General features: G+C 61.0%; 19 protein-coding genes. 11 read left to right on the top strand and 8 right to left on the bottom strand.

The genetic code is table 11. The features are described 5' to 3' along the window. Positions 1 to 28: 28 nt before the first annotated feature. The 4 genes from RCCGE510_RS09770 to RCCGE510_RS09755 all read left to right on the top strand — a co-directional run bounded on the left by RCCGE510_RS09770 (position 29) and on the right by RCCGE510_RS09755 (position 4300). The gene (locus RCCGE510_RS09770) at positions 29 to 841 is read left to right on the top strand and encodes a transketolase (protein ID WP_007629475.1); all 813 of its coding nucleotides are present in this window, start codon (positions 29 to 31) and stop codon (positions 839 to 841) included. Continuing rightward, entirely contained in the window at positions 838 to 1794 is a 957-nt protein-coding gene (locus tag RCCGE510_RS09765) for a transketolase family protein (RefSeq protein ID WP_007629474.1), read from the top strand. The genes RCCGE510_RS09770 and RCCGE510_RS09765 overlap by 4 nt, the downstream gene beginning before the upstream one ends. Positions 1795 to 1861: 67 nt before the next feature. Continuing rightward, positions 1862 to 3328 (top strand): FGGY-family carbohydrate kinase, encoded by a 1467-nt coding sequence (locus RCCGE510_RS09760; protein ID WP_007629472.1) that lies wholly within the window; start codon positions 1862 to 1864, stop codon positions 3326 to 3328. A 21-nt stretch (positions 3329 to 3349) separates the two neighbouring features. Then, positions 3350 to 4300, top strand: coding sequence for a sugar-binding transcriptional regulator (locus tag RCCGE510_RS09755; protein ID WP_007629471.1), 951 nt, complete (start codon positions 3350 to 3352; stop codon positions 4298 to 4300). A 20-nt stretch (positions 4301 to 4320) separates the two neighbouring features. Here the strand turns inward: RCCGE510_RS09755 and RCCGE510_RS09750 are convergent, their stop codons facing one another. Genes RCCGE510_RS09750 through RCCGE510_RS09740 form a run of 3 tightly spaced genes read right to left on the bottom strand, consistent with a single transcriptional unit; the run spans position 4321 to position 7281 of the window. Further along, entirely contained in the window at positions 4321 to 5073 is a 753-nt protein-coding gene (locus tag RCCGE510_RS09750) for an ABC transporter ATP-binding protein (RefSeq protein WP_007629469.1), read from the bottom strand. Then, positions 5067 to 6137, bottom strand: coding sequence for an iron ABC transporter permease (locus tag RCCGE510_RS09745; RefSeq protein ID WP_007629468.1), 1071 nt, complete (start codon positions 6135 to 6137; stop codon positions 5067 to 5069). The genes RCCGE510_RS09750 and RCCGE510_RS09745 overlap by 7 nt, the downstream gene beginning before the upstream one ends. Positions 6138 to 6144: 7 nt before the next feature. Next, positions 6145 to 7281: an ABC transporter substrate-binding protein gene (locus tag RCCGE510_RS09740; protein WP_007629465.1), complete on the bottom strand. Its 1137-nt coding sequence runs from the start codon at positions 7279 to 7281 to the stop codon at positions 6145 to 6147. 115 nt (positions 7282 to 7396) lie between these two features. Here RCCGE510_RS09740 and RCCGE510_RS09735 point away from each other — a divergent pair, with 115 nt between their 5' ends. Next, positions 7397 to 8182: a methyltransferase domain-containing protein gene (locus RCCGE510_RS09735; RefSeq protein ID WP_007629463.1), complete on the top strand. Its 786-nt coding sequence runs from the start codon at positions 7397 to 7399 to the stop codon at positions 8180 to 8182. Between the two features lie 385 nt (positions 8183 to 8567). Here RCCGE510_RS09735 and moaA read toward each other — a convergent pair whose 3' ends face one another. Continuing rightward, positions 8568 to 9614 (bottom strand): GTP 3',8-cyclase MoaA, encoded by a 1047-nt coding sequence (gene moaA / locus RCCGE510_RS09730; protein ID WP_037078227.1) that lies wholly within the window; start codon positions 9612 to 9614, stop codon positions 8568 to 8570. A gap of 183 nt (positions 9615 to 9797) precedes the next feature. Between moaA and RCCGE510_RS09725 the strand changes: the two genes are divergently transcribed. Both RCCGE510_RS09725 and RCCGE510_RS09720 read left to right on the top strand, forming a co-directional pair. Then, the gene (locus tag RCCGE510_RS09725; RefSeq protein WP_007629459.1) at positions 9798 to 10172 is read left to right on the top strand and encodes a DUF971 domain-containing protein; all 375 of its coding nucleotides are present in this window, start codon (positions 9798 to 9800) and stop codon (positions 10170 to 10172) included. Positions 10173 to 10195: 23 nt separating this feature from the next. Next, entirely contained in the window at positions 10196 to 11386 is a 1191-nt protein-coding gene (locus tag RCCGE510_RS09720) for a low temperature requirement protein A (RefSeq protein ID WP_007629453.1), read from the top strand. Positions 11387 to 11389: 3 nt separating this feature from the next. Here the strand turns inward: RCCGE510_RS09720 and RCCGE510_RS09715 are convergent, their stop codons facing one another. Next, positions 11390 to 11857: a MarR family transcriptional regulator gene (locus RCCGE510_RS09715; protein ID WP_007629451.1), complete on the bottom strand. Its 468-nt coding sequence runs from the start codon at positions 11855 to 11857 to the stop codon at positions 11390 to 11392. A gap of 47 nt (positions 11858 to 11904) precedes the next feature. On the opposite strand from RCCGE510_RS09715, the gene RCCGE510_RS09710 reads away from it, so the two are divergent. Both RCCGE510_RS09710 and RCCGE510_RS09705 read left to right on the top strand, forming a co-directional pair. Beyond that, the gene (locus tag RCCGE510_RS09710; protein ID WP_007629449.1) at positions 11905 to 12885 is read left to right on the top strand and encodes an alpha/beta hydrolase; all 981 of its coding nucleotides are present in this window, start codon (positions 11905 to 11907) and stop codon (positions 12883 to 12885) included. 35 nt (positions 12886 to 12920) lie between these two features. Next, the gene (locus RCCGE510_RS09705; RefSeq protein ID WP_007629448.1) at positions 12921 to 13532 is read left to right on the top strand and encodes a pyridoxamine 5'-phosphate oxidase family protein; all 612 of its coding nucleotides are present in this window, start codon (positions 12921 to 12923) and stop codon (positions 13530 to 13532) included. Between the two features lie 79 nt (positions 13533 to 13611). On the opposite strand, the gene RCCGE510_RS09700 is transcribed toward RCCGE510_RS09705, so the two are convergent. Both RCCGE510_RS09700 and RCCGE510_RS09695 read right to left on the bottom strand, forming a co-directional pair. Beyond that, complete coding sequence (locus tag RCCGE510_RS09700) at positions 13612 to 14679, bottom strand: GGDEF domain-containing protein (RefSeq protein ID WP_007629446.1); 1068 nt, start codon at positions 14677 to 14679, stop codon at positions 13612 to 13614. A 410-nt stretch (positions 14680 to 15089) separates the two neighbouring features. Further along, complete coding sequence (locus RCCGE510_RS09695) at positions 15090 to 16697, bottom strand: fumarate hydratase (protein WP_007629440.1); 1608 nt, start codon at positions 16695 to 16697, stop codon at positions 15090 to 15092. A 183-nt stretch (positions 16698 to 16880) separates the two neighbouring features. Here RCCGE510_RS09695 and RCCGE510_RS09690 point away from each other — a divergent pair, with 183 nt between their 5' ends. Then, complete coding sequence (locus tag RCCGE510_RS09690; protein ID WP_007629437.1) at positions 16881 to 17708, top strand: Ig-like domain-containing protein; 828 nt, start codon at positions 16881 to 16883, stop codon at positions 17706 to 17708. A gap of 179 nt (positions 17709 to 17887) precedes the next feature. Here RCCGE510_RS09690 and fumC read toward each other — a convergent pair whose 3' ends face one another. Continuing rightward, complete coding sequence (fumC, locus tag RCCGE510_RS09685) at positions 17888 to 19279, bottom strand: class II fumarate hydratase (protein WP_007629435.1); 1392 nt, start codon at positions 19277 to 19279, stop codon at positions 17888 to 17890. 91 nt (positions 19280 to 19370) lie between these two features. Between fumC and RCCGE510_RS34705 the strand changes: the two genes are divergently transcribed. Beyond that, entirely contained in the window at positions 19371 to 19607 is a 237-nt protein-coding gene (locus RCCGE510_RS34705; RefSeq protein WP_157179887.1) for a hypothetical protein, read from the top strand. Positions 19608 to 19659 lie beyond the last annotated feature (52 nt).

The raw sequence follows: 19659 nt of genomic DNA, 5'->3' as shown, positions 1-19659 counted from the left end.
AATGAATATTTATGCATAAGAGGTATCCATGAATACGACAGAACTCGAGCGGGTTGCTCGTGAGATCCGATTGCGCGATCTCCAGGCGGTCTTCGAAGCGGGCGCCGGCCATATTGGCGGCGAAATGTCGGTCATCGACATTTTGACTGCCCTCTATTTTCGTGTGCTGAATATATGGCCCGATCAGCCTGGACATCCCGACCGCGATAGGTTCGTTCTTTCGAAAGGGCATACGGCATGCGCGCTGTATGTGACGCTCGCCAAACGCGGCTTCATCCCGGAGGAGGAGATTTCGACCTTTTTGAAGCCGCATTCGAGGCTGAACGGGCATCCCAATTGCAACAAGGTTCCTGGCGTCGAAACGAATACCGGACCGCTCGGCCACGGTCTTCCAGTCGCAGTCGGAATGGCGAAAGCCGCCAAGCTCTCGGGAGCAAAATACCACACCTATGTCGTCACCGGCGACGGTGAGATGCAGGAGGGTTCCAACTGGGAAGCGATCATGGCGGCCGCGCAGTTCAAGCTCGATAATCTGACGCTGGTCATCGACCACAACAGGTTCCAGCAGGGGGCGGCGCTTTCGGAAACCAACGATCTGGCCCCGCTTCGTCCGAAGCTTGAGGCTTTCGACTGGGAGGTCACCGAGATCAACGGGAACACGATGAGCGAAGTCGTTTCGGCCCTGGAATACCGGGGATCGAGACCGCATTGCATCGTGGCCCATACCAACAAGGGACATGGAATCTCGTTCATGCAGGACCGAGTCGACTGGCACCACAAGGTACCGAGCAAGGAACAATACGAAATCGCGGTGGCAGAATTGTCGGAGGCATTGTCATGAACGCGCCAATAAACGCACCCAAGCTCTACGATTGCCGCGACGCGTTCGCCTCCACGCTTGAGCGGCTGGCAGCCGAAAACGAAACCATCGTTGCTGTTTGCAACGACTCCGTCGGTTCCTCCAAGCTCGGCGGCTTCAAGGCGAAGTTTGGAGAGCGCCTCGTCAATGTCGGGATCGCCGAGCAGAACATGGTGGGGGTTGCAGCAGGCCTCGCCAATGGCGGACGCCTTCCGTTCGTGTGCGCCGCCGCTCCGTTTCTAACGGGACGGTCGCTGGAGCAGATCAAGGCCGACATTTCGTATTCGAATGCCAACGTCAAGCTCGTCGGTATTTCTTCCGGGATGGCATATGGCGAACTCGGCCCGACCCATCACTCGATCGAAGACTTTGCCTGGACGCGGGTTCTGCCTAATCTTCCAGTCATTGCGCCGTGTGACCGCATCGAAACGGCTGCCGCAGTCGAGTGGGCGGCGGCCTATAATGGGCCCTGTTTCCTGCGTCTGTCCCGCGTCGGTGTGCCGGATCTGCTTCCGGAGGGTCACACGTTCGTACTCGGCAAGGCAAACCTGCTTCGCCAGGGTTCCGACGTCACCCTCATCGCCAACGGTACTTTGACTCATCGCATCTTGAAGGCTGCCGAGATCCTTGCAGAACGCGGCATCAACGCCAGAGTGCTCAACCTTGCAACGGTTCGTCCGATCGACGAGGACGCCATCATCGCTGCGGCTAGGGAAACCGGAGCGATCGTCACGGCAGAAGAGCATTCGATCTTTGGCGGGCTCGGTTCCGCGGTCGCCGAAGTGGTGGTCGACAATGCGCCAGTGCCGATGAAACGTCTCGGCGTTCCCGGCGTCTATGCCCCCACAGGTTCGGCAGAGTTCCTGCTCGACGAATTCGGGATGGCGCCGTCGGCAATTGCCGACGCCGCGCAGTCGCTGATCAGGCGCAAGTAATTAGGATCGCATGGACCGGTCGGGGCGCATTTTCACCCCGGCCGCCACCTGATCCGGGGAGGATGGAATGCGGGCAATTCTGGCAATCGACCAGGGCACGACCAATTCAAAGGCCGTTCTCGTTTCCGAAAAGGGAGACATTGTCGGCAGGGGTTCGGCGCGGGTCGGCATCAGCTATCCGAAACCAGGCTGGGTCGAACAGGACCCGCGCCGGCTCTACGCATCCGTCTGCGAGGCGATCGACGCCTGCCTGAAGGCCACCCCCGACGTGGCTATTGCGGCCGTGGCGATCTCCAATCAGCGCGAGTCGGTCACTGCCTGGGACGCTGAAACGGGAGAGGCACTTGGACCGCTGGTCAGCTGGCAGTGCCGTCGAACCGCACAAGATTGCGAACGTCTGATTGCCGAAGGCCACCTTGACCGCGTGCAGGCGCTGACAGGCCTGCCCCTCGATCCGATGTTTCCGGGTTCGAAATTCCGATGGCTGCTCGAACGCGTGCCGGCGGGGCGATCGGTCCGGCTGGGAACGGTCGACAGTTGGCTCGTCCACTGCCTGACGGGTGGGCGCCGGCATGTCTGCGATGCTTCCAATGCTGCCAGGAGCCAGTTGTTCGATCTGAAGGAGCAGAGATGGAGCGAGGAACTCGGCGAGATTTTCGGCGTCGATATCACGCTGCTGCCCGAGGTGCTCGACAGCTCTGCCGACTTCGGCAGGACACACGGCTTGCCAGGCGTGCCGGATGGAGCGCCGATCATGGCCGCGATCGGAGACAGCCATGCGGCCCTGTTCGGTCATGGCGCCTTCGAGCCGGGTGATGGCAAGGTAACCTTCGGAACCGGCTCTTCCATCATGACGACGCTTGCGCGATTTATTCCGCCACGCAACGGCGTTACAACGACCGTTGCCTGGCGTCTCGGGGGAAAACCGACTTTCGCTTTCGAAGGCAATATTCTGGTTTGCGCCGCCAGCCTGCCCTGGATGGCAGGCATTCTCGGCCTTTCTGACGTGGCGGCGCTTGTCGAACTTGCGGCGAGCGCCGAACCCGGCGGACCGGGTTTCGTGCCGGCATTCGTGGGACTGGGCGCACCCCATTGGAACTCCGACGCCCGTGCCCTGTTTTCGCAGATCAACTTCAATACGACCCGTGCGCAAATGGCGCGGTCGGTCACCGACTCGATCGCCTTCCAGGTGCATGACGTGATCGCCGCCATGCGGGCACAAAGCGGCGGCGAACTCGGGGCGCTCTATGTCGATGGCGGACCGAGCCAGAGCCGCTTCCTGATGCAGTGTGTCTCCAACCTCATCGAACATCCGGTGATCCAACGTGAAGCACCGGAGGCGTCGGCCTTGGGGGCTGCCTATCTCGCGGGTCTCTCGCTTGGTTTGTGGAGCGACCTCCAGGAAATCGCAGAGCTGCCCCGAAGCTCACAGATCATCGACCCGGAGGCCGTGGATCGAGCGGCGCTTCTGGGTACCTGGAATGATGCACTTGCCCGCTCGACGTCACGCCATACAACCGCTACTGATGAATAAAAATTCATCCCAGGATTAGCGATGACTCGCCTCAACGAACTCCGCCTCATATCAAGAGTCGCCCAGATGTACCACCTGGAGGGACGGCGACAGGCGGAGATCGCACAGCACCTCCGCCTGTCGCAGGCGACAGTGTCGCGCATGCTCAAGCGGGCTGAGGCTGAAGATATCGTGCGAACCAGCGTCACTCCTCCGGTTGGCACCTATAGCGAGCTTGAGCGTGCGCTTCGCGAGAAATATGATCTGCCGGAGGCGATCGTCGTCGAGTGCACGGAAGATCGGGACGGAGCCATCATGGCCCGTATCGGCGAGGCCGCGGCTCATCTCCTGGAGGTGACGCTTGCGCCAGGGGAAATCATCGGCGTTTCGAGTTGGAGCCAGACCATCTCCAAGATGGTCGAGAACATTCATCCGCAGAAGAGCGCTCAGGCGAAGTTCGTCGTCCAAACCCTTGGAGGCATGGGAGATCCTTCCGTGCAGACGCATGCGACGCAGCTGACCACGCGGCTTGCCCGGCTGACCGGCGCCGAGCCAAAACTGCTCGCTGTGCAGGGGGTTACGACCTCCAGAGAAGCAAAATTTCTTATGCAGGCCGATCCGTACGTCCGGGAGACGATGGACTTGTTCGGCAGCATAACGCTTGCGATCGTCGGAATCGGAGCAGTCGAACCATCCGAACTTCTCGCACGGTCCGGCAACATCTTTTCATCTCGCGAACTGTCCGATCTCGCGGAAGCCGGAGCCGTCGGCGACATCTCGCTTCGTTTCTTCGACAAGAATGGCAAGCCGGTCAAGACGCCGCTGGACGACCGGGTCATCGGGCTTCCGCTTGAGGAGCTTGAACGCGTGGACCGGGTGATTGCACTCGCCGGCGGGTCCAAAAAGACCGACGCTATCGCAGGCGCACTGCGCGTGGGGGTGATCGACATGCTCGTTACCGACAAGTTTACCGCGCAGCGATTGATCGATTGAGGCCGGCAGACTGATTTTGCCTAGTGCGCTGTCCCATCCACGATCACATGATCATGGTCCAGCGAGCATTTCTCCACCCGGGCCTCGACCCGGTAGATTTCCCGCAGCATTTCGGCGGTGACGACGTCCCTTGGGGCGCCGCAGCCACGCATGCGGCCGTTGGCGATGACGAGGACTTTGTCGGCGAAGCGGAGCGCCTGGTTAAGGTCGTGGATGGCGATCAGGACGATCATGCCTTTGGCGCGAGCCCGGCGGCGCATGAAGTCGAGAACCTCGACCTGGCGGTGGAGGTCGAGCGCGCTTGTGGGTTCGTCCATCAGCATGATTTCGGGTTCGCGGATCAGCGCCTGGGCGATCGAGACGAGCTGGCGCTGGCCGCCGGAGAGCGCGCCGAGATCGCGGAAGGCCAGAGCGCTGATATCGAGCGCTGCCATGATCTCATCGATGAAGCGCAGGTCGCTGTCGCCGACGGCCCAGGACTGGCCCTGTTTGCGGGCGAGCAGAATGGATTCGTAGACTGTCAGCACCGCATTGGCCGAGGTATCCTGCGGCATGTAGCTGATGGTGTTTTTCGTCTTCGCGCCTTCGACGACGACGCGGCCCGGACCCTTGAGCAGGCCGGTGATGCGCTTGAACAGCGTCGATTTGCCGGCAGCGTTCGGGCCGATCACCGCGATTAACTCGCCCGCATTCATGACGGGGGTCGTCACGTCTTCGACGAAGAGTCTGCGGCCGTGATAGGCGCCGACCGACTGCAACTGAAGCGCTACCATGACCGGCTCCTGTTCGAGAGGATGAGCGAGAAAAAGAAAGGCACGCCGACCAGCGCGGTGATGATGCCGATCGGGAAGACGACGCCGGGGATGATCGACTTCGAGACGATCGAGGTCAGCGACAGGAGCAGTGCGCCGGAGAGGATCGAGCCCGGCAGAAAAAAGCGCTGATCCTCGCCAAGGATCATGCGGGCGATATGCGGCCCGACGAGGCCGACGAAACCGATGGTGCCGACGAAGCTGACGGGAACGGCGGCAAGCAGCGAGACAACCAGCATGGTTTCCAGCCGGATGCGGCGGACATTGACGCCGAAGCTGGCGGCCTTGTCCTCGCCGAGGCGGATCGCCGTCAGCGCCCAGGCGTTGCGGGCAAAGAGCGGCAGCGCCATCAGCAGAATGGCGAGCGTCACCCAGATTTTCGGCCAGGTGGCCTTGGTGAGGCTGCCCATCGTCCAGAAGACCACGGCTGACAGCGCCTGTTCGGAGGCCAGATATTGCAGGAAGGCGAGAGCCGCATTGAAGGTGAAGACCAGCGCGATGCCGAGCAGCACCACCGTCTGCACCGAGACGCCGCGGGCCTGCGAGACGAAATGGATGAAGAGCGTGGCGATCAGCGCCATGATGAAGGCATTGACCGGCACCAGCAGCCCGGCGGCCACCGGCAGGAGCGGAACGCTGGTGACGATCGCCAGCGCCGCACCGAAGCTTGCCGCTGCCGAGATGCCGAGCGTGAAGGGGCTGGCGAGCGGATTGGCGAGGATCGTCTGCATCTGCGCACCGGCGACCGAGAGCGAAGCGCCGACGACGATCGCCATCACGGCGACCGGCATGCGGATATCCCAGACGACGGCCCGCACCTGATCGGAAACGGAAGACGGATCGAGGAGGGCGGCGACGACGTCACCGAGGCCGTAGCGAGCCGGCCCCCAGGCGAGATCGACGGCAAAGGACAGGCAGAGCGCCGCCGTCATGGCAGCCAGGATCAAAAGCTTTCGCCGGGCAAGAGCACGGTAGCGCTCCCTCCCGGCTTCGGCTTCGATCGATAGTGCGGCGATCTCGGCCATCGCGGTCTTACTCAGCCGTCTTGGCGTCGCCCCAGTAACCCGGCTGATAGGCGACCGGCAGGAATTTTTCGTGGAATTCCTTGAAGGTGGCATCCGGATCGAGATCGGCAAAGAGGTTCGGGTGGAACCACTTGGCCAGTTGCTGGACGGCGACGAACTGGTAGGGGCTGGTATAGAACTGGTGCCAGATTGCATGGACATTGCCGCCGGCGGCTGCCTTGGAACCGGTGAAGGCCGGGTTTTCCATCAGCGTGTTCAGCGCCTTGCGGCTGTCGCCGAAGGTGGAAGCGGCGTTCGGACCGACATTGACAAAGTCCTTGGCGTTTTTGGTCTGGCTCCAATTGGAGCCGGTGACGACGATGACATCGGGATTGGAGGCGACGACCTGCTCGGCATTGATCGAGCCGGTATAACCGGGCAGGAAATCGGAGCCGAGATTGTGGCCGCCGGCCCAATCGACCATCAGGCCGAAATTATCGGGGCCGAAGGTGCCGCAGCATTCGACCAGGCCGGCGGCGCGATACATGAAAACATTCGGCTTCGGCGGATTGGCGGCCTTCAGTCTGTCGGTCACGCGTGCCATCTGCTCTTTCCAGAAGCTGGCGACAGCTTCGGCGCGGTCCTCATGACCGAAGAGCTGGCCGAGGATCTTCAGGCTCGGCTCGGTGTTGGCGAGGATGTGCTCGCGGAAATCGATATAGACGATCTTGACGCCGATGCCGGCGAGCATGTCCTCCAGTTTCACCTCGTCGGCTGCCGTCTTGTTGCCGATCGGCAGCAGCAGCACATCGGGATGAAGCTTGACGACTGTCTCGGTCTGCAGCGTGCCGTCGGTGAGATTGCCGAGGAAGGGCAGGTCCTTGCCCTTGGGGAATTTTTCGACATAGGCGTTGAAGCCGTCCTTGTCGGTGGTCCAGAGATCGTTGCGCCAGCCGACGATCTTGGCAAAGGGATCGTCCTTCTCGATCGGCGCGACGGCGTAGAGCATGCGGCCTTCGCCCAGGATCACCCGCTCGACCGGTTTGTCGAAGGTCACTTCACGGCCGGCGACATCCTTGATGGTGAAGGACTGCGCCCAGGCCGATAATGGCATCAGGCCGGCAATCGCAGCTGCGGAGACTGCGAGCATTTTCACGAAATTCATCTGGAAATTCCCCTGACGTCTGAATAATGTCCGCAGCCATAAGAAATATGACTTTATGAATCAAGTTATATGTTTTAGAGCACTTCCAAACTGATCCAATGCCAGGGCACTTAAGATGAATTCGAGGAATGCAAACTACTCGATCCGCGATGAAATCCGCGATTTCTGGTCGGAAAGGGCTGAAACCTTCGACCAGAGCGTCGGCCATGAAATATTTTCGGAAGGTGAGCGGAAGGGCTGGCAGCGGCTGATCAGAAAACATCTCGGCGACGGGCAGGGCCGCGCGGCACTCGATCTCGCCTGCGGCACCGCCGTCATCTCGCATCTGATGAATGATGTGGGCTTTGCGGTCACCGGGCTCGACTGGTCGGATGCGATGCTGGCGCGGGCGCGGGCCAAGGCGAAGAAGCGCGGTACTGACATCCGCTTCATCTCCGGCGATGCCGAAAACACCATGGAGGCACGGGATAGCTACGACGTTATCACCAACCGGCATCTCGTCTGGACGCTGGTGGACCCGGCGTCGGCCTTCGCCGAATGGTTCGCGGTGCTGAAGCCCGGCGGCAAGGTGCTGATCGTCGACGGCAATATGGGTCGGGAGACCTGGGTCAAGGGTCTGCAGAAGTTTTGGACGAGGATTACGGGCAAGCCGGCGGCGAGCCACATGTCGCCGGAGATGATGGCGCGGCATCAGAAGATCCGCTCACGCGTGCATTTTTCCAACGATATGCCGGCCGAGGCGGTGGTCGATCTTCTGCGCAAGGCCGGCTTTGTCGATATCGTCGTCGACCGCAAGCTTGGCGACATTCATTGGGCGCAGGCGCGCAAGATGCCGTTTCTGCGCGGGCTTGAGCGTATGGTGCAAGAGCGGTTTGCGATTTGTGCGCGTAAGCCTGGGTGATGGGGATGGCGTTGCGGCAAATTCGCTCTCTCCCCAGCGGAAAGATGCCCGGCAGAGCAAGGGAGCGAGTGCGCCGAGCGTTAGCGAAGGCAATAGAGGGCGTGCCGTGCAGCCCCCTCATCTGCCTGCCGGCATCTTCTCCCCGCTGGGGAGAAGCGGAATCGCCGCAGCGCCTCGCGTCCTCGAGAACTTAGTTGTGGGAATGGCGGTCGTGCGGCCTGATCCCTTCTCCCCTCGGGGAGAAGATGCCGGCAGGCAGATGAGGGGGCTGCACGGCGCGCCCTCTCATCCTTCATTCCTGTGACAGGCACAGGAGGGTGGGTGAGGTAGGCGTTCTCGCCAACTTGACGCCAGTATTCGCTCTCTAGAAAATCTAGCGCAAACATCACCCACCCGTAACACTCATATGCCGCGCCACGGCCGGCCTGTTATGCGTGCGGTCGATGATGAAGTCGTGGCCCTTCGGTTTGCGGGTGATGGCCTCGTCGATGGCGGTCAGGAGGAGGGCGTCGTCTTCGCTGGCGCGCAGGGCTGCACGCAGATCGGCGGCGTCGTTCTGGCCGAGGCACATATAGAGCGTGCCGGTGCAGGTGAGGCGGACGCGGTTGCAGCTCTCGCAGAAATTATGGGTCATCGGGGTGATGAAGCCGAGGCGGCCGCCGGTCTCAGTGACCCTGACGTAACGGGCCGGGCCGCCGGTCTGGTAATCGATGTCGGTAAACGTGAACTGCTTCTCCAGATCGGCGCGCAGCTTGGAGAGCGGCAGGTACCGGTCGGTTCGGTCTTCCTCAATCTCACCCATTGGCATGGTTTCGATGACGGTCAAGTCCATGCCGCGGCCATGGGCGAAGCGCAGGAGATCGGGCATTTCGGCGTCGTTGAAATCCTTCAGCGCCACGGCGTTGAGCTTGATCTTCAGCCCGGCTTTCTCAGCCGCGCCGATGCCTTCCATGACCTTGTCGAGATCGCCCCAGCGGGTGATCTTGCGGAATTTGTCGGGGTCGAGCGTATCCAGCGAGACGTTGATGCGGCGCACGCCGCAATCATAAAGCTCTTCGGCATGGCGGGAGAGCTGCGAGCCGTTGGTCGTCAGCGTCAGCTCGTCGAGGCCGGAGCCAATCTTTTCGCCGAGCTGGCGGACCAGATACATGATGTTCTTGCGCACCAGCGGCTCGCCGCCGGTCAGCCTGATCTTCTTCACGCCCTTGGCGATGAAGGCGGAACAGAGCCGGTCGAGCTCCTCCAGCGTCAGCAGGTCCTTCTTCGGCAGAAAGTTCATATTTTCCGCCATGCAATAGGTGCAGCGGAAATCGCAGCGGTCGGTGACGGAGACACGGAGATAGGTGACCGCCCGCCCGAAGGGGTCGATCATCGGATGTGCATCTGCCGTCAGCGGCGATGCGTTGCCTATCGTTCCTATTCTGGTGTTCACCAATTCCTCCGCGACCGGATCTGAAGCGCGCCAGACGGAATGCCTGCCTGTTTTCAAGCGATATCTATCTATTTGTGCATATGTGATTGCGCCGTCAAGGGAAACGGATTTCGCACACGCTAATTTGCTCTTGCCTCGAAAAAGGCGAACGCCTACTTCTCCAGGGGAAAGAGGGTGATAGAGATGAGTGATATCTGGCCGAGCGAACTTCGCGTTTCGAAAGACCGGCAGAGGCTGGCGATAACCTTCGACGATGGCCAGAGCTTCGATCTGTCGGCCGAGCTGTTGCGCGTGCTGTCGCCCTCGGCCGAGGTGCAGGGCCACGGGCCGGGTCAGAAAGTGACGGTGCCGGGCAAGCGCAATGTCGCGATCATCTCGATGATGCCGACCGGCAATTATGCCGTCAGGATCGGCTTCGACGACATGCACGATACCGGCATCTACACCTGGACCTATCTGCGCGAACTCGGCGAACGGGGCGCGGAGCTGTTTTCGGCCTATGAGGACGAGCTCAGGGAAAAGGGCATGGACCGCGACACGGCGGAAAAGCCGCGCTGACATCAATGAGTATCGGGGGATACATGGCGAAAATGAACGGAAAGAACTGGCTGCGCGCTAAGGGCAGTGCCAGCGGCAGTAAGGTGACCTTCCTCGAACTGTTCTTCGACCTGGTCTTCGTCTTTTCGATCTCGCAGCTTTCGCATGCGCTTGCCGCCCACTATACGCCGCTCGGTGCTGCCGAAGCGGCGCTGATGACCTTTGCCGTCTGGTGGGTGTGGATCTTCACCGCCTGGGTGACCAACTGGCTCGATCCCGACAAGATGCCGGTGCGCGGCATGCTGGTGGCGCTGATGATGCTCGGGCTGTTGCTGTCAGCCTCCATTCCTGAGGCCTTCGGCGACAAGGGGTTGCTGTTTGCCGGCGCCTATGTGGCGATGCAGGTCGGGCGCTCGCTGTTTGCGACCTATGCGATGACGCGCGTCGACCGCGCCAACACGCTGAATTTCGTTCGCATCACCACCTGGCTGGTGGTTGCCGCCATCTTCTGGATTGCCGGCGGGCTGCTCGATCACGAGGCTCGGTTGATCGCCTGGATGATCGCGCTGGCGATCGAATATGCTGGCCCGGCCGCGGGCTTTGCCGTGCCGGGGCTTGGCCGCTCGACGGCAGGCGACTGGGACGTTTCCGGCGCGCATATGGCCGAGCGCTGCGCGCTCTTCGTCATCATCTGCCTCGGCGAAGCAATCCTGGTTTCCGGCCGCACCTTTTCCGAGCTGCCGTTTTCGGGATTGACCGGCACCGTCTTCGTCACCGGTTTCATCGGCACCGTCACCATGTGGTGGCTTTATTTCCGCTTCGGCCACGGACGCGCCGCCCACCGCATCGAGCATGAGGCGACGCCGGGGGCCTTGGCGCGGCTCGCCTTCACCTATGGGCATATTCCGATCCTGGCCGGCATCATCGTGCATGCGGTGGCGGTCGAATTCATGTTCTCGCATCCGCACGAAACCGGCGATCTCGGCATCGCCGCGGCGGTGCTCGGCGGCTCCGGCCTGTTCCTCATCGGCAATCTCTGGTTCAAGGGCGCGACCAGCGGGCAGCTGCCGCTGTCTCATCTGGCCGGCCTGGTGCTGCTGATCCTGCTGGCCTTCGTTGCACCCTTCATCGAGATCTATCTGATGGGCATTCTGGCGACGCTGGTGCTGATCATCGTTGCCGCCTGGGAATACCGCTCGCTGACCGGCACGGCGGCAGCCCCGACGCTGCATTGACCATCAATCCTCGTCGCTGAGATCGCTGAGCAGCACGGTGATGATGCGCTCCATGGAGGTGGCGGTCGCCATGCATTGTTCGATCGGCTCTTGCGAGAGCGAGCGTTCGATCAGATCGGTCTGGATCACCATCGCCGCCTCGGTCAGCCGGCGGCCTTCTCCGGTGAGGTAGAGGCGCAACACGCGTTTGTCGCGCGTATCGCCGCGCCGTTCGATCAAGCCGCGCTTTTCCATCTGCGGCAGGAGCATGCTCATATTGGAGCGGCCGACCAGCAGCTTGCGGGCCAGCTCCTGCTGCGAAATGCCTTCGAAACGATAGAGATTGACCAGGATATCGAGGTGCGGCGGCTTGATGTCGAGCTCGGCAAGCGAACGGGTCAGCGATTGCTGCATCAGCTGGCAGGCGCGCGCCACCGCGATCCAGCTGCGAAAACGCGGGTGATCCCAGGGAAGGGATTGATTTTTGTTCATCGTTGTACTTTATTGTTCAGTGTTGAACAGTATTTTGGATTCTCACTATGGCAAATTTTGCGCTTGAGGTCACCCGCCTCGGGTTCTCCCTGCTGCAGGCGGTTTCGCCTGATCTGGCGGGCAGGGCGGCGTTCCAGCTGTTCTGCCGAACACCCTCGCCAAGGCCGAAGGGGGAGAAAGCCAAGGCGGCGCATGCAGCCGGTGCCGCTCGGCTTGCCGGCGCCGAACGTTTCACCCTCCGGCTTGCCAGCGGGGCGAAAGCGCATGCCTATCGATTGAACGGCGGGGCGAGGGGCAGGCGCAAACGCTATCTGGTGACCCATGGCTGGGGCTCGAGCGCCGAATACATGGCCGAACTCGTATCGATGCTTACGGCGACGGGCGCGGAGGTGGTGGCGCTCGATTTTCCCGGCCATGGTCGCGCCGGCCGGCGCTTCCTGCATATGGGGCTTGCGGTCAAGGCGATTGCCGCGGCCGAGGCACGCTTCGGCGCATTCGATGCGGTCGTCGGCCATTCCTTCGGCGGCGCTGCGCTGGTGGTATCAGTGGCGGGTCTGCTGCCCGATGTCTCTCCTGTCACAGCGGAGCGACTGGTGCTGATCGGCGCGCCGAGCGAGATGGGCTGGCTGTTTGTCGATTTCGGCCGGATGATCGGCCTTCGCCCGGCCGCGCAAGCGGCCCTGGAGAAGGAGGTTCATCGGGTCACCGGACGGAGACTTGGGGATTTCGATGCCGGTGACGCGGCGAGTGCGATCGGCCGGCCGGTGCTCGTCATCCATGCCGAGGACGACAAGGAAGTGCCGCCGGCCCACGCCCGGCGCTATCAGGCGGCCGGCGAGGGTGTCCGGCTGTTCTGGGCAAACGGTTTCGGGCACCGGCGCATCCTCGGCGCCGCCCCGGTTCTTGGCGCAATCGCGGCGTTTCTTGGAGGTGCCATAGGCGAGGAGGATATGCCCGACGAAGGCATCAAAAAAGCTGCTGAGATCATTCCGTTTTTTGAGCTTCCGGTAAAGCGCGCGGCGCTGTAGCGTCCGTCCCGATATCAGCTGCGGCGGGACGCCTCATGAAAATCATCAGCAGCATCGACGAGCTCAATACGATCTATGGCGCCGGGCTTTCGCAGGCCTCAGTCGACAAGGTGACGAAGCGGTTGACGCCGCTCTATCGGCAGATGATCGCGCTTTCGCCGTTCGCGGCGCTTGCCACCGTCGGGCCGGAAGGGCTCGACTGTTCGCCGCGCGGCGATCTCGGCGGCGTGGTGCGTGTCGTCGATGACGAGACGCTGCATCTGCCGGATTGGCGCGGCAACAACCGCGTCGATTCGCTCTCCAATATCGTGCGTGATCCCCGGCTGGCGCTGATGTTCCTGATCCCAGGCTCGAACACGACGATGCGCATCAACGGCCGCGGCGTGGTCTCCGACGACGCGGCGCTGCTTTCGAGTTTCGAGATGGACGGCAAACATCCCCGCACCGTCGTGGTGATTGCGATCGACGAGGTCTATTTCCAATGTGCCCGCGCGGTGATGCGGGCCGAACTCTGGAATGGCCAACATTTCGCCGATCCGGCGAACCTGCCGACGCCTGGCCAGATGCTGAAGGCGGCGGTCGGCGATTTCGATCAGGAAACCTACGACCGGGAATGGCCGGGACGCGCGGCCAAGACCATGTGGTAAAACCGCCGTCACCTGTGGGTGACAGCGACAAAACCGCTGTCACCGGTGGTGACAGCGTGCGCCTCGCGCAAAATTGCCGTCAGGTCTTGTAGATCAGCCAGCTCTTGGTGAAATCCTTCTGCATGCCGTCCTGATAGAGGATGGTGCAGTTGCGGCCGGCATTCTTGGCGCCGTAAAGGGCGATGTCGGTCTTGCTGTAGAGTTCGCCGGCATCCTCGGCGCTGGAGGCCATGCAGATGCCGATCGAGACGGTGATCGGGCCGTAATTGACCCGCGTGCGGGAATTCTTGAACGGGGTGGTTTCCAGCGTGCGGCGGATGCGCTCGGCGATCGCCGTGATTTCTTCGGGCGTGTTGCCGTCGATGATCAGCGCGAACTCCTCGCCGCCGGCGCGAGCGACGAAGACATCGCGCCGCACGTTGCTGCGGATGACCGAGGCAACGGTGGCGAGGATCTTGTCGCCGACGGGATGGCCGTAGGTGTCGTTGATCTTCTTGAAGTTGTCGATATCGGCAAGCAGCAGGGCCGTCACCGGCCGCATGCCGGGATTGTTGAAGACCGCAGCCAGGCGCTCGTCGAAGGCGCGGCGGTTGGAAAGGCGCGTCAGCGAATCGGTGTTGGCGATGCGTTTATATTCGTCCAGTTCCTTGCGGACCTGATCCATCTCCTGCGAGCGCTGGACGACGTCGCCGACGGTGCGTTCGCCATGCGCCATCGTGTCGCCGGTCGCCTGGCTCAAAAGTTCGATGGCGTTTTCGATCAGTTCGACGCTGGCATTGCTCTTCGAGGTGATGCGCTTATGGGTCTCGCCGAGCAGCCTGGTATAGCTTTCCAGCGAGTTTTGCTCCTGTCTCAGGACCCGCAGCAGGCCATCGAGTTCGCCTGAAATGCGCGTATGGGCGTCATCGAAAACGCGGGCCGGGCTGCTGGTGAAATACTGCGCGCCGAGCTCGTCGAGTTCGGCCTGCGTCGCCTGGCCGCCGAGGGCTGCAAGGTCCCGGGTGAGCGCCGGGTTGGAGCCGATATAGGCTTCGTAGAAGAGTTCGTAATTGCGCGGTATCGGCGCAACGCCCATCGAGCGCATGGCATAGGTGATCTGGCCCGCTACGTCGGGAACCTGCACCTTGGGCGCGACAGCCGTGTTCATCCGGCGAACTCCTCATATATTCGAAGGCAATAATCTATTTGGTAGCTTAAATTTCTTGGGAAAAGATTAAAGCGATATATACCAAAGATTACATACGATAACTCCATGGCCGGCGAATATTTCAAGTATGCTCATGATTTTCAAAGAAAAATGTAGCTTTAGCGGGAAATGCATGCTCGCCTGACGGGAACGGTCTCTGAAAAACTTACAGTTATTCTCTGTGTCGCGGATGTATCCATCGTAACGATAGTTGTTCGACAGCCCGATATTTCATTCGAAATAGGTTGAAATGACGATTCGTGGGCTGTTTGCCAGCGTCGGACTTGCTGTACACCGCAGATTCATGACGCGGGATCGGGCATGACGCGGGACCGGGCGCCGGTGCCATGCCCGTCCCGCATCCGAGAGCGTCACCCCAGGTTCAATTCCTGGAAGAAATCGTTGCCCTTGTCGTCGATGACGATGAAGGCCGGAAAGTCTTCGACTTCGATCTTCCAGACCGCTTCCATGCCGAGTTCGGGATATTCGAAGACTTCGACCTTGCGGATGCAGTCCTTCGCAAGACGGGCGGCGGGGCCGCCGATCGAGCCCAGGTAAAAGCCGCCATGTTTCTTGCAGGCCTCGCGCACGGCGCGCGAACGGTTGCCCTTGGCAAGCATCACCATCGATCCGCCGAAAGACTGGAACTGGTCGACGTAGCTGTCCATGCGGCCGGCCGTCGTCGGGCCGAACGAGCCGGAAGCATAACCGACAGGCGTCTTGGCCGGGCCGGCATAATAGACCGGGTGGTTTTTCAGGTATTCGGGCATGCCTTCGCCCTTTTCCAGCCGCTCGCGGATCTTGGCATGGGCAAGGTCGCGGGCGACGATGATCGTGCCCGATAGCGACAGGCGCGTCTTGACCGGATGCCTGGAGAGTTCGGCCAGCACCTCGGCCATCGGCCGGTTGAGATCGATACGGACGGTCGATTGCGACAGTTTCGCCTCGTCGATCTCGGGCATGTATTTCGACGGATCGGTTTCGAGTTGCTCGACGAAGATGCCGTCGCGGGTAATGCGGCCCTTGGCCTGGCGGTCGGCGGAACAGGAAACGCCGAGGCCGATCGGCAGCGAGGCGCCGTGGCGGGGCAGACGGATGACACGCACGTCATGACAGAAATACTTGCCGCCGAACTGGGCGCCGACACCCATCTGCTGCGTCAGGCTGTGGATTTCCTTTTCCATCTCGAGATCGCGGAAGGCGTGACCGCTGTCGGAGCCTTCGGTCGGCAGTTCGTCGAGATAGCGGGTCGAGGCGAGCTTGACGGTTTTCAGGTTCATTTCGGCCGAGGTGCCGCCGATGACGATCGCCAGATGGTAGGGCGGACAGGCTGCCGTCCCTAACGTCAGGATCTTCTCCTTGAGGAAGTCGATCATCCGGTCGTGCGTCAGCAGCGAGGGTGTGCCCTGATAAAGGAAGGTCTTGTTGGCCGAGCCGCCGCCCTTGGCGACGAAGAGGAATTCGTAGGCGTCGGTGCCTTCCTCATAGATGTCGATCTGGGCCGGGAGGTTATTCCTGGTGTTTTTCTCCTCGAACATCTTGACCGGCGCGAGTTGCGAATAACGCAGGTTCTTCTTCTCATAGGCATCCATGACGCCACGGGCGAGTGCCGCCGTATCGCCGCCCTCGGTCCATACCCTGCGACCCTTCTTGCCCATGATGATTGCCGTGCCGGTATCCTGGCACATGGGCAGCACGCCGCCGGCTGATATATTGGCGTTCTTCAGGAGATCGTAAGCGACGAAGCGATCGTTGTCCGTCGCCTCGGGGTCATCGAGGATCGAGGCGAGCTGCTTCAGGTGGCCGGGGCGGAGCAGATGGTTGATATCGGCGAAGGCGGTTTCGGCAAGCAGGCGGATGGCTTCCGGCTCGACAGTCAGGATTTCCTGGCCCTTGAAACTATCGACCGAGACATGCTCACTGCTGATCTGGCGATAGGGGGTGTTATCCTTGCCGAGCGGGAAGAGATCGTCAGCCATCGAAGTGACCTTTCTAGTGGGCGTGCGTCGCTAAATTGGAACCGGTCTAAATCCGCGGCGCTGCAAATGCAATCTGGATAGGCGAGTGGCGAAATCCGCATTCGACGGGAAAGACGACTTCAGGTTGCCTTTCGCAGGAGGCCGGCTCATATTTCCCGCGACGTTAACTTGCGGGGGCTTCCGATGACGAACGCAAAACCGACTGCTAACGACGATCTTCGCATTTTTTTCGAGCACGACTGGATCAGAGGGGATTTGCTGTCCAATGACAGCGATCCCGAGGGATCGACCGTCTATCTTCGCTCTTTCGACGGTGTCAGGGTCGATGCGAAACAGGGACTGACACAGGAAACGATCATCAAAGGGGATTATGGGACCTTCACCGTGCGGCCCGACGGTCACTTCACCTACGAGCTGGATTACTCGCTCGACGTGGTGAAGAACTTGCGGGCGCACGACCAGTTGATCGAAGAGATCCGCTACAAGATCTCCGATGGCATGGGGGGAACGGATGTCGGGGTTCTGACGCTGGCGATCGACGGCGTCAATGAGGAGGATAAATACCACGAAGTCCTGGATTTCGACGACCTCGGCGTCACATCGCGGGCGGATGATTTTTCTCTGCCGAATTACCGGGGCTTCGCGCTCTCCGTGAACGGCAGTCACGACCTGACGTTTCTGAACGGTATTGTCTATGACACCGTGCCGGGCGTCGACGCCATCACCGAGGACGGTTTCAGCGATACGGTTCTATCGCCGGCTTCAGCGCCCGTAACCCTGAAAATGGTCGATGGCGGGGACTTCACCTTTCAGGGCGTTTCGATTGCAGAGCTGTCGGCCTCGCCCTTTCATCTGACGCTGACGGCGATGAACGACGGCCAGATCGTCTATCAGCAGGAACTTGAGATCACTGATCCAGATCTCCTGGTCGAGATTGAGGACATCGATGAAATCAGTTTCGACCTCATGGGCAATTCGGTGGTGATGGACAATTTTTCGCTGTTGGTGTGATCGCTGGCTCGTGTGTGCGGCAAGATGCCCCTCACCCTAACCCTCTCCCCGTTTTTGACGGGGAGAGGGGACGTGCCCCGCGAGACGTTGGCGAGGGACTGGAGAGGTGCGGCATATCCCCTTCGCCCCGCGCGCGGGGAGAAGGTGGCGGCAGCCGGATGAGGGGCAGCCCTCGTCTTCTATTTCGGGCCGATCATCGTTTCTGGCCGGACAATCGCGTCATAATCTTCTGCCGAGACCAGGCCGCTGGCGAGGGCTTCTTCCTTCAGCGTCGTACCGTTCTTGTGGGCTGTCTTGGCGATCTTGGCGGCTGCGTCGTAGCCGATCTTCGGGGCAAGCGCGGTCACCAGCATCAGCGAGCGTTCGAGGCCGGCCTTGATGTTGTCCTCGCGTGCCTCGATGCCGACGACGCAATTGTCGGTGAAGGAGACGGCGGCGTCGGCGAGCAGTTGCACCGATTGCAGGAAGTTATAGGCCATCATCGGATTGTAGACATTGAGCTCGAAATGACCCTGGCTGTCGGCAAAGGTCAGCGCGGCGTGATTGCCGAAGATGTGGATGCAGACCTGCGTCAGCGCCTCGCACTGGGTCGGATTGACCTTGCCGGGCATGATCGAGGAGCCGGGCTCGTTTTCCGGCAGCGCCAGTTCGCCGAGACCGGCGCGCGGGCCGGAGCCGAGCAGGCGGATATCGTTGGCGATCTTGAAGAGCGCGGCGGCGGCGGCATTGATGGCGCCATGGGAAAAGACCATGCCGTCATGCGAGGCGAGTGCCTCGAACTTGTTCGGCGCGGTAACAAAGGGCATGGCTGTTATGGCGGCGATCTCTTCGGCCACCTTTTCTGCAAAGCCCACCGGCGCATTGAGGCCGGTACCGACGGCAGTTCCACCCTGGGCGAGTTCGCAGAGGCCGGGCAGGGTCATTTCGATGCGCTTGATGGCGGAGCCGACCTGAGCGGCATAACCGGAAAATTCCTGGCCGAGCGTCAGCGGCGTCGCATCCTGGGTGTGGGTGCGGCCGATCTTGATGATGTGGCTGAATTCGGTGACCTTCATGTCGAGGGCGGCATGCAGGTGCTTCAGGGACGGCAGCAGGTGATGGGCGATCCGTTCGGCGCAGGCGATGTGCATCGCCGTCGGGTAGGTGTCGTTCGACGACTGGCTCATATTAACGTGGTCGTTCGGATGCACCGGCTTTTTGGAACCCATGACGCCGCCGAGCATTTCTATGGCACGATTGGAGATCACTTCATTGGCATTCATGTTGGACTGCGTGCCTGAACCGGTCTGCCAGACGACCAGCGGAAAATGGTCGTCGAGTTTGCCGTCGATCACTTCCTGGGCGGCATCGATGATGGCCTGGCCGAGGCCAGGATCGAGCTGGCCGAGCGACATATTGGCACGGGCGGCCGCTTGTTTGACGATGCCGAGCGCACGCACGATCGACAGCGGTTGCTTTTCCCAGCCAATCTTGAAATTGCCAAGCGAACGCTCGGCCTGGGCGCCCCAATATCGGTCGGCGGCAACGTCGATCGGCCCAAAAGTATCGGTTTCGGTGCGGGTTGCGGTCATCGGCCTTGCCTTCCCTTTACATGCTGTTTTCGGTCATCTTCGAAAGATCAGGTCTTATAGGTGGGAACGTCCGACAAGAAAACCGGACGCCATGCGAAATATTGAAGTCGGAAGTCATGTTTGCGAGGGTTGTGCGGCGTGCCTTTTAGGCCACTTTCGAAATTTTATGCGTCTGGGCGTTTTCGTCACACTGGTCTGGCGGCAAAAATTGGGTAAAAAATTAACTAATAATTTCATAATTTTGTGTGAACTTCTGCGCGGCGCCGTGCAGGATCTCCGTCACACAAAATTGAGTCCGCCGGCGCTGGCGGCGCAGGCCGGTTTCTGATCAATGAGGCCCTACGCTGCTTGAGTTTTGCGGGATAAGAGCTTGAGCCTTG

Origin of the sequence: Rhizobium sp. CCGE 510 (genome assembly GCF_000292525.1) — a bacterium.
GTDB lineage: Bacteria > Pseudomonadota > Alphaproteobacteria > Rhizobiales > Rhizobiaceae > Rhizobium.
The sequence above is the reverse complement of the archived record's forward strand: the minus strand, read 5'-3'. Positions and strand labels throughout refer to the sequence as shown.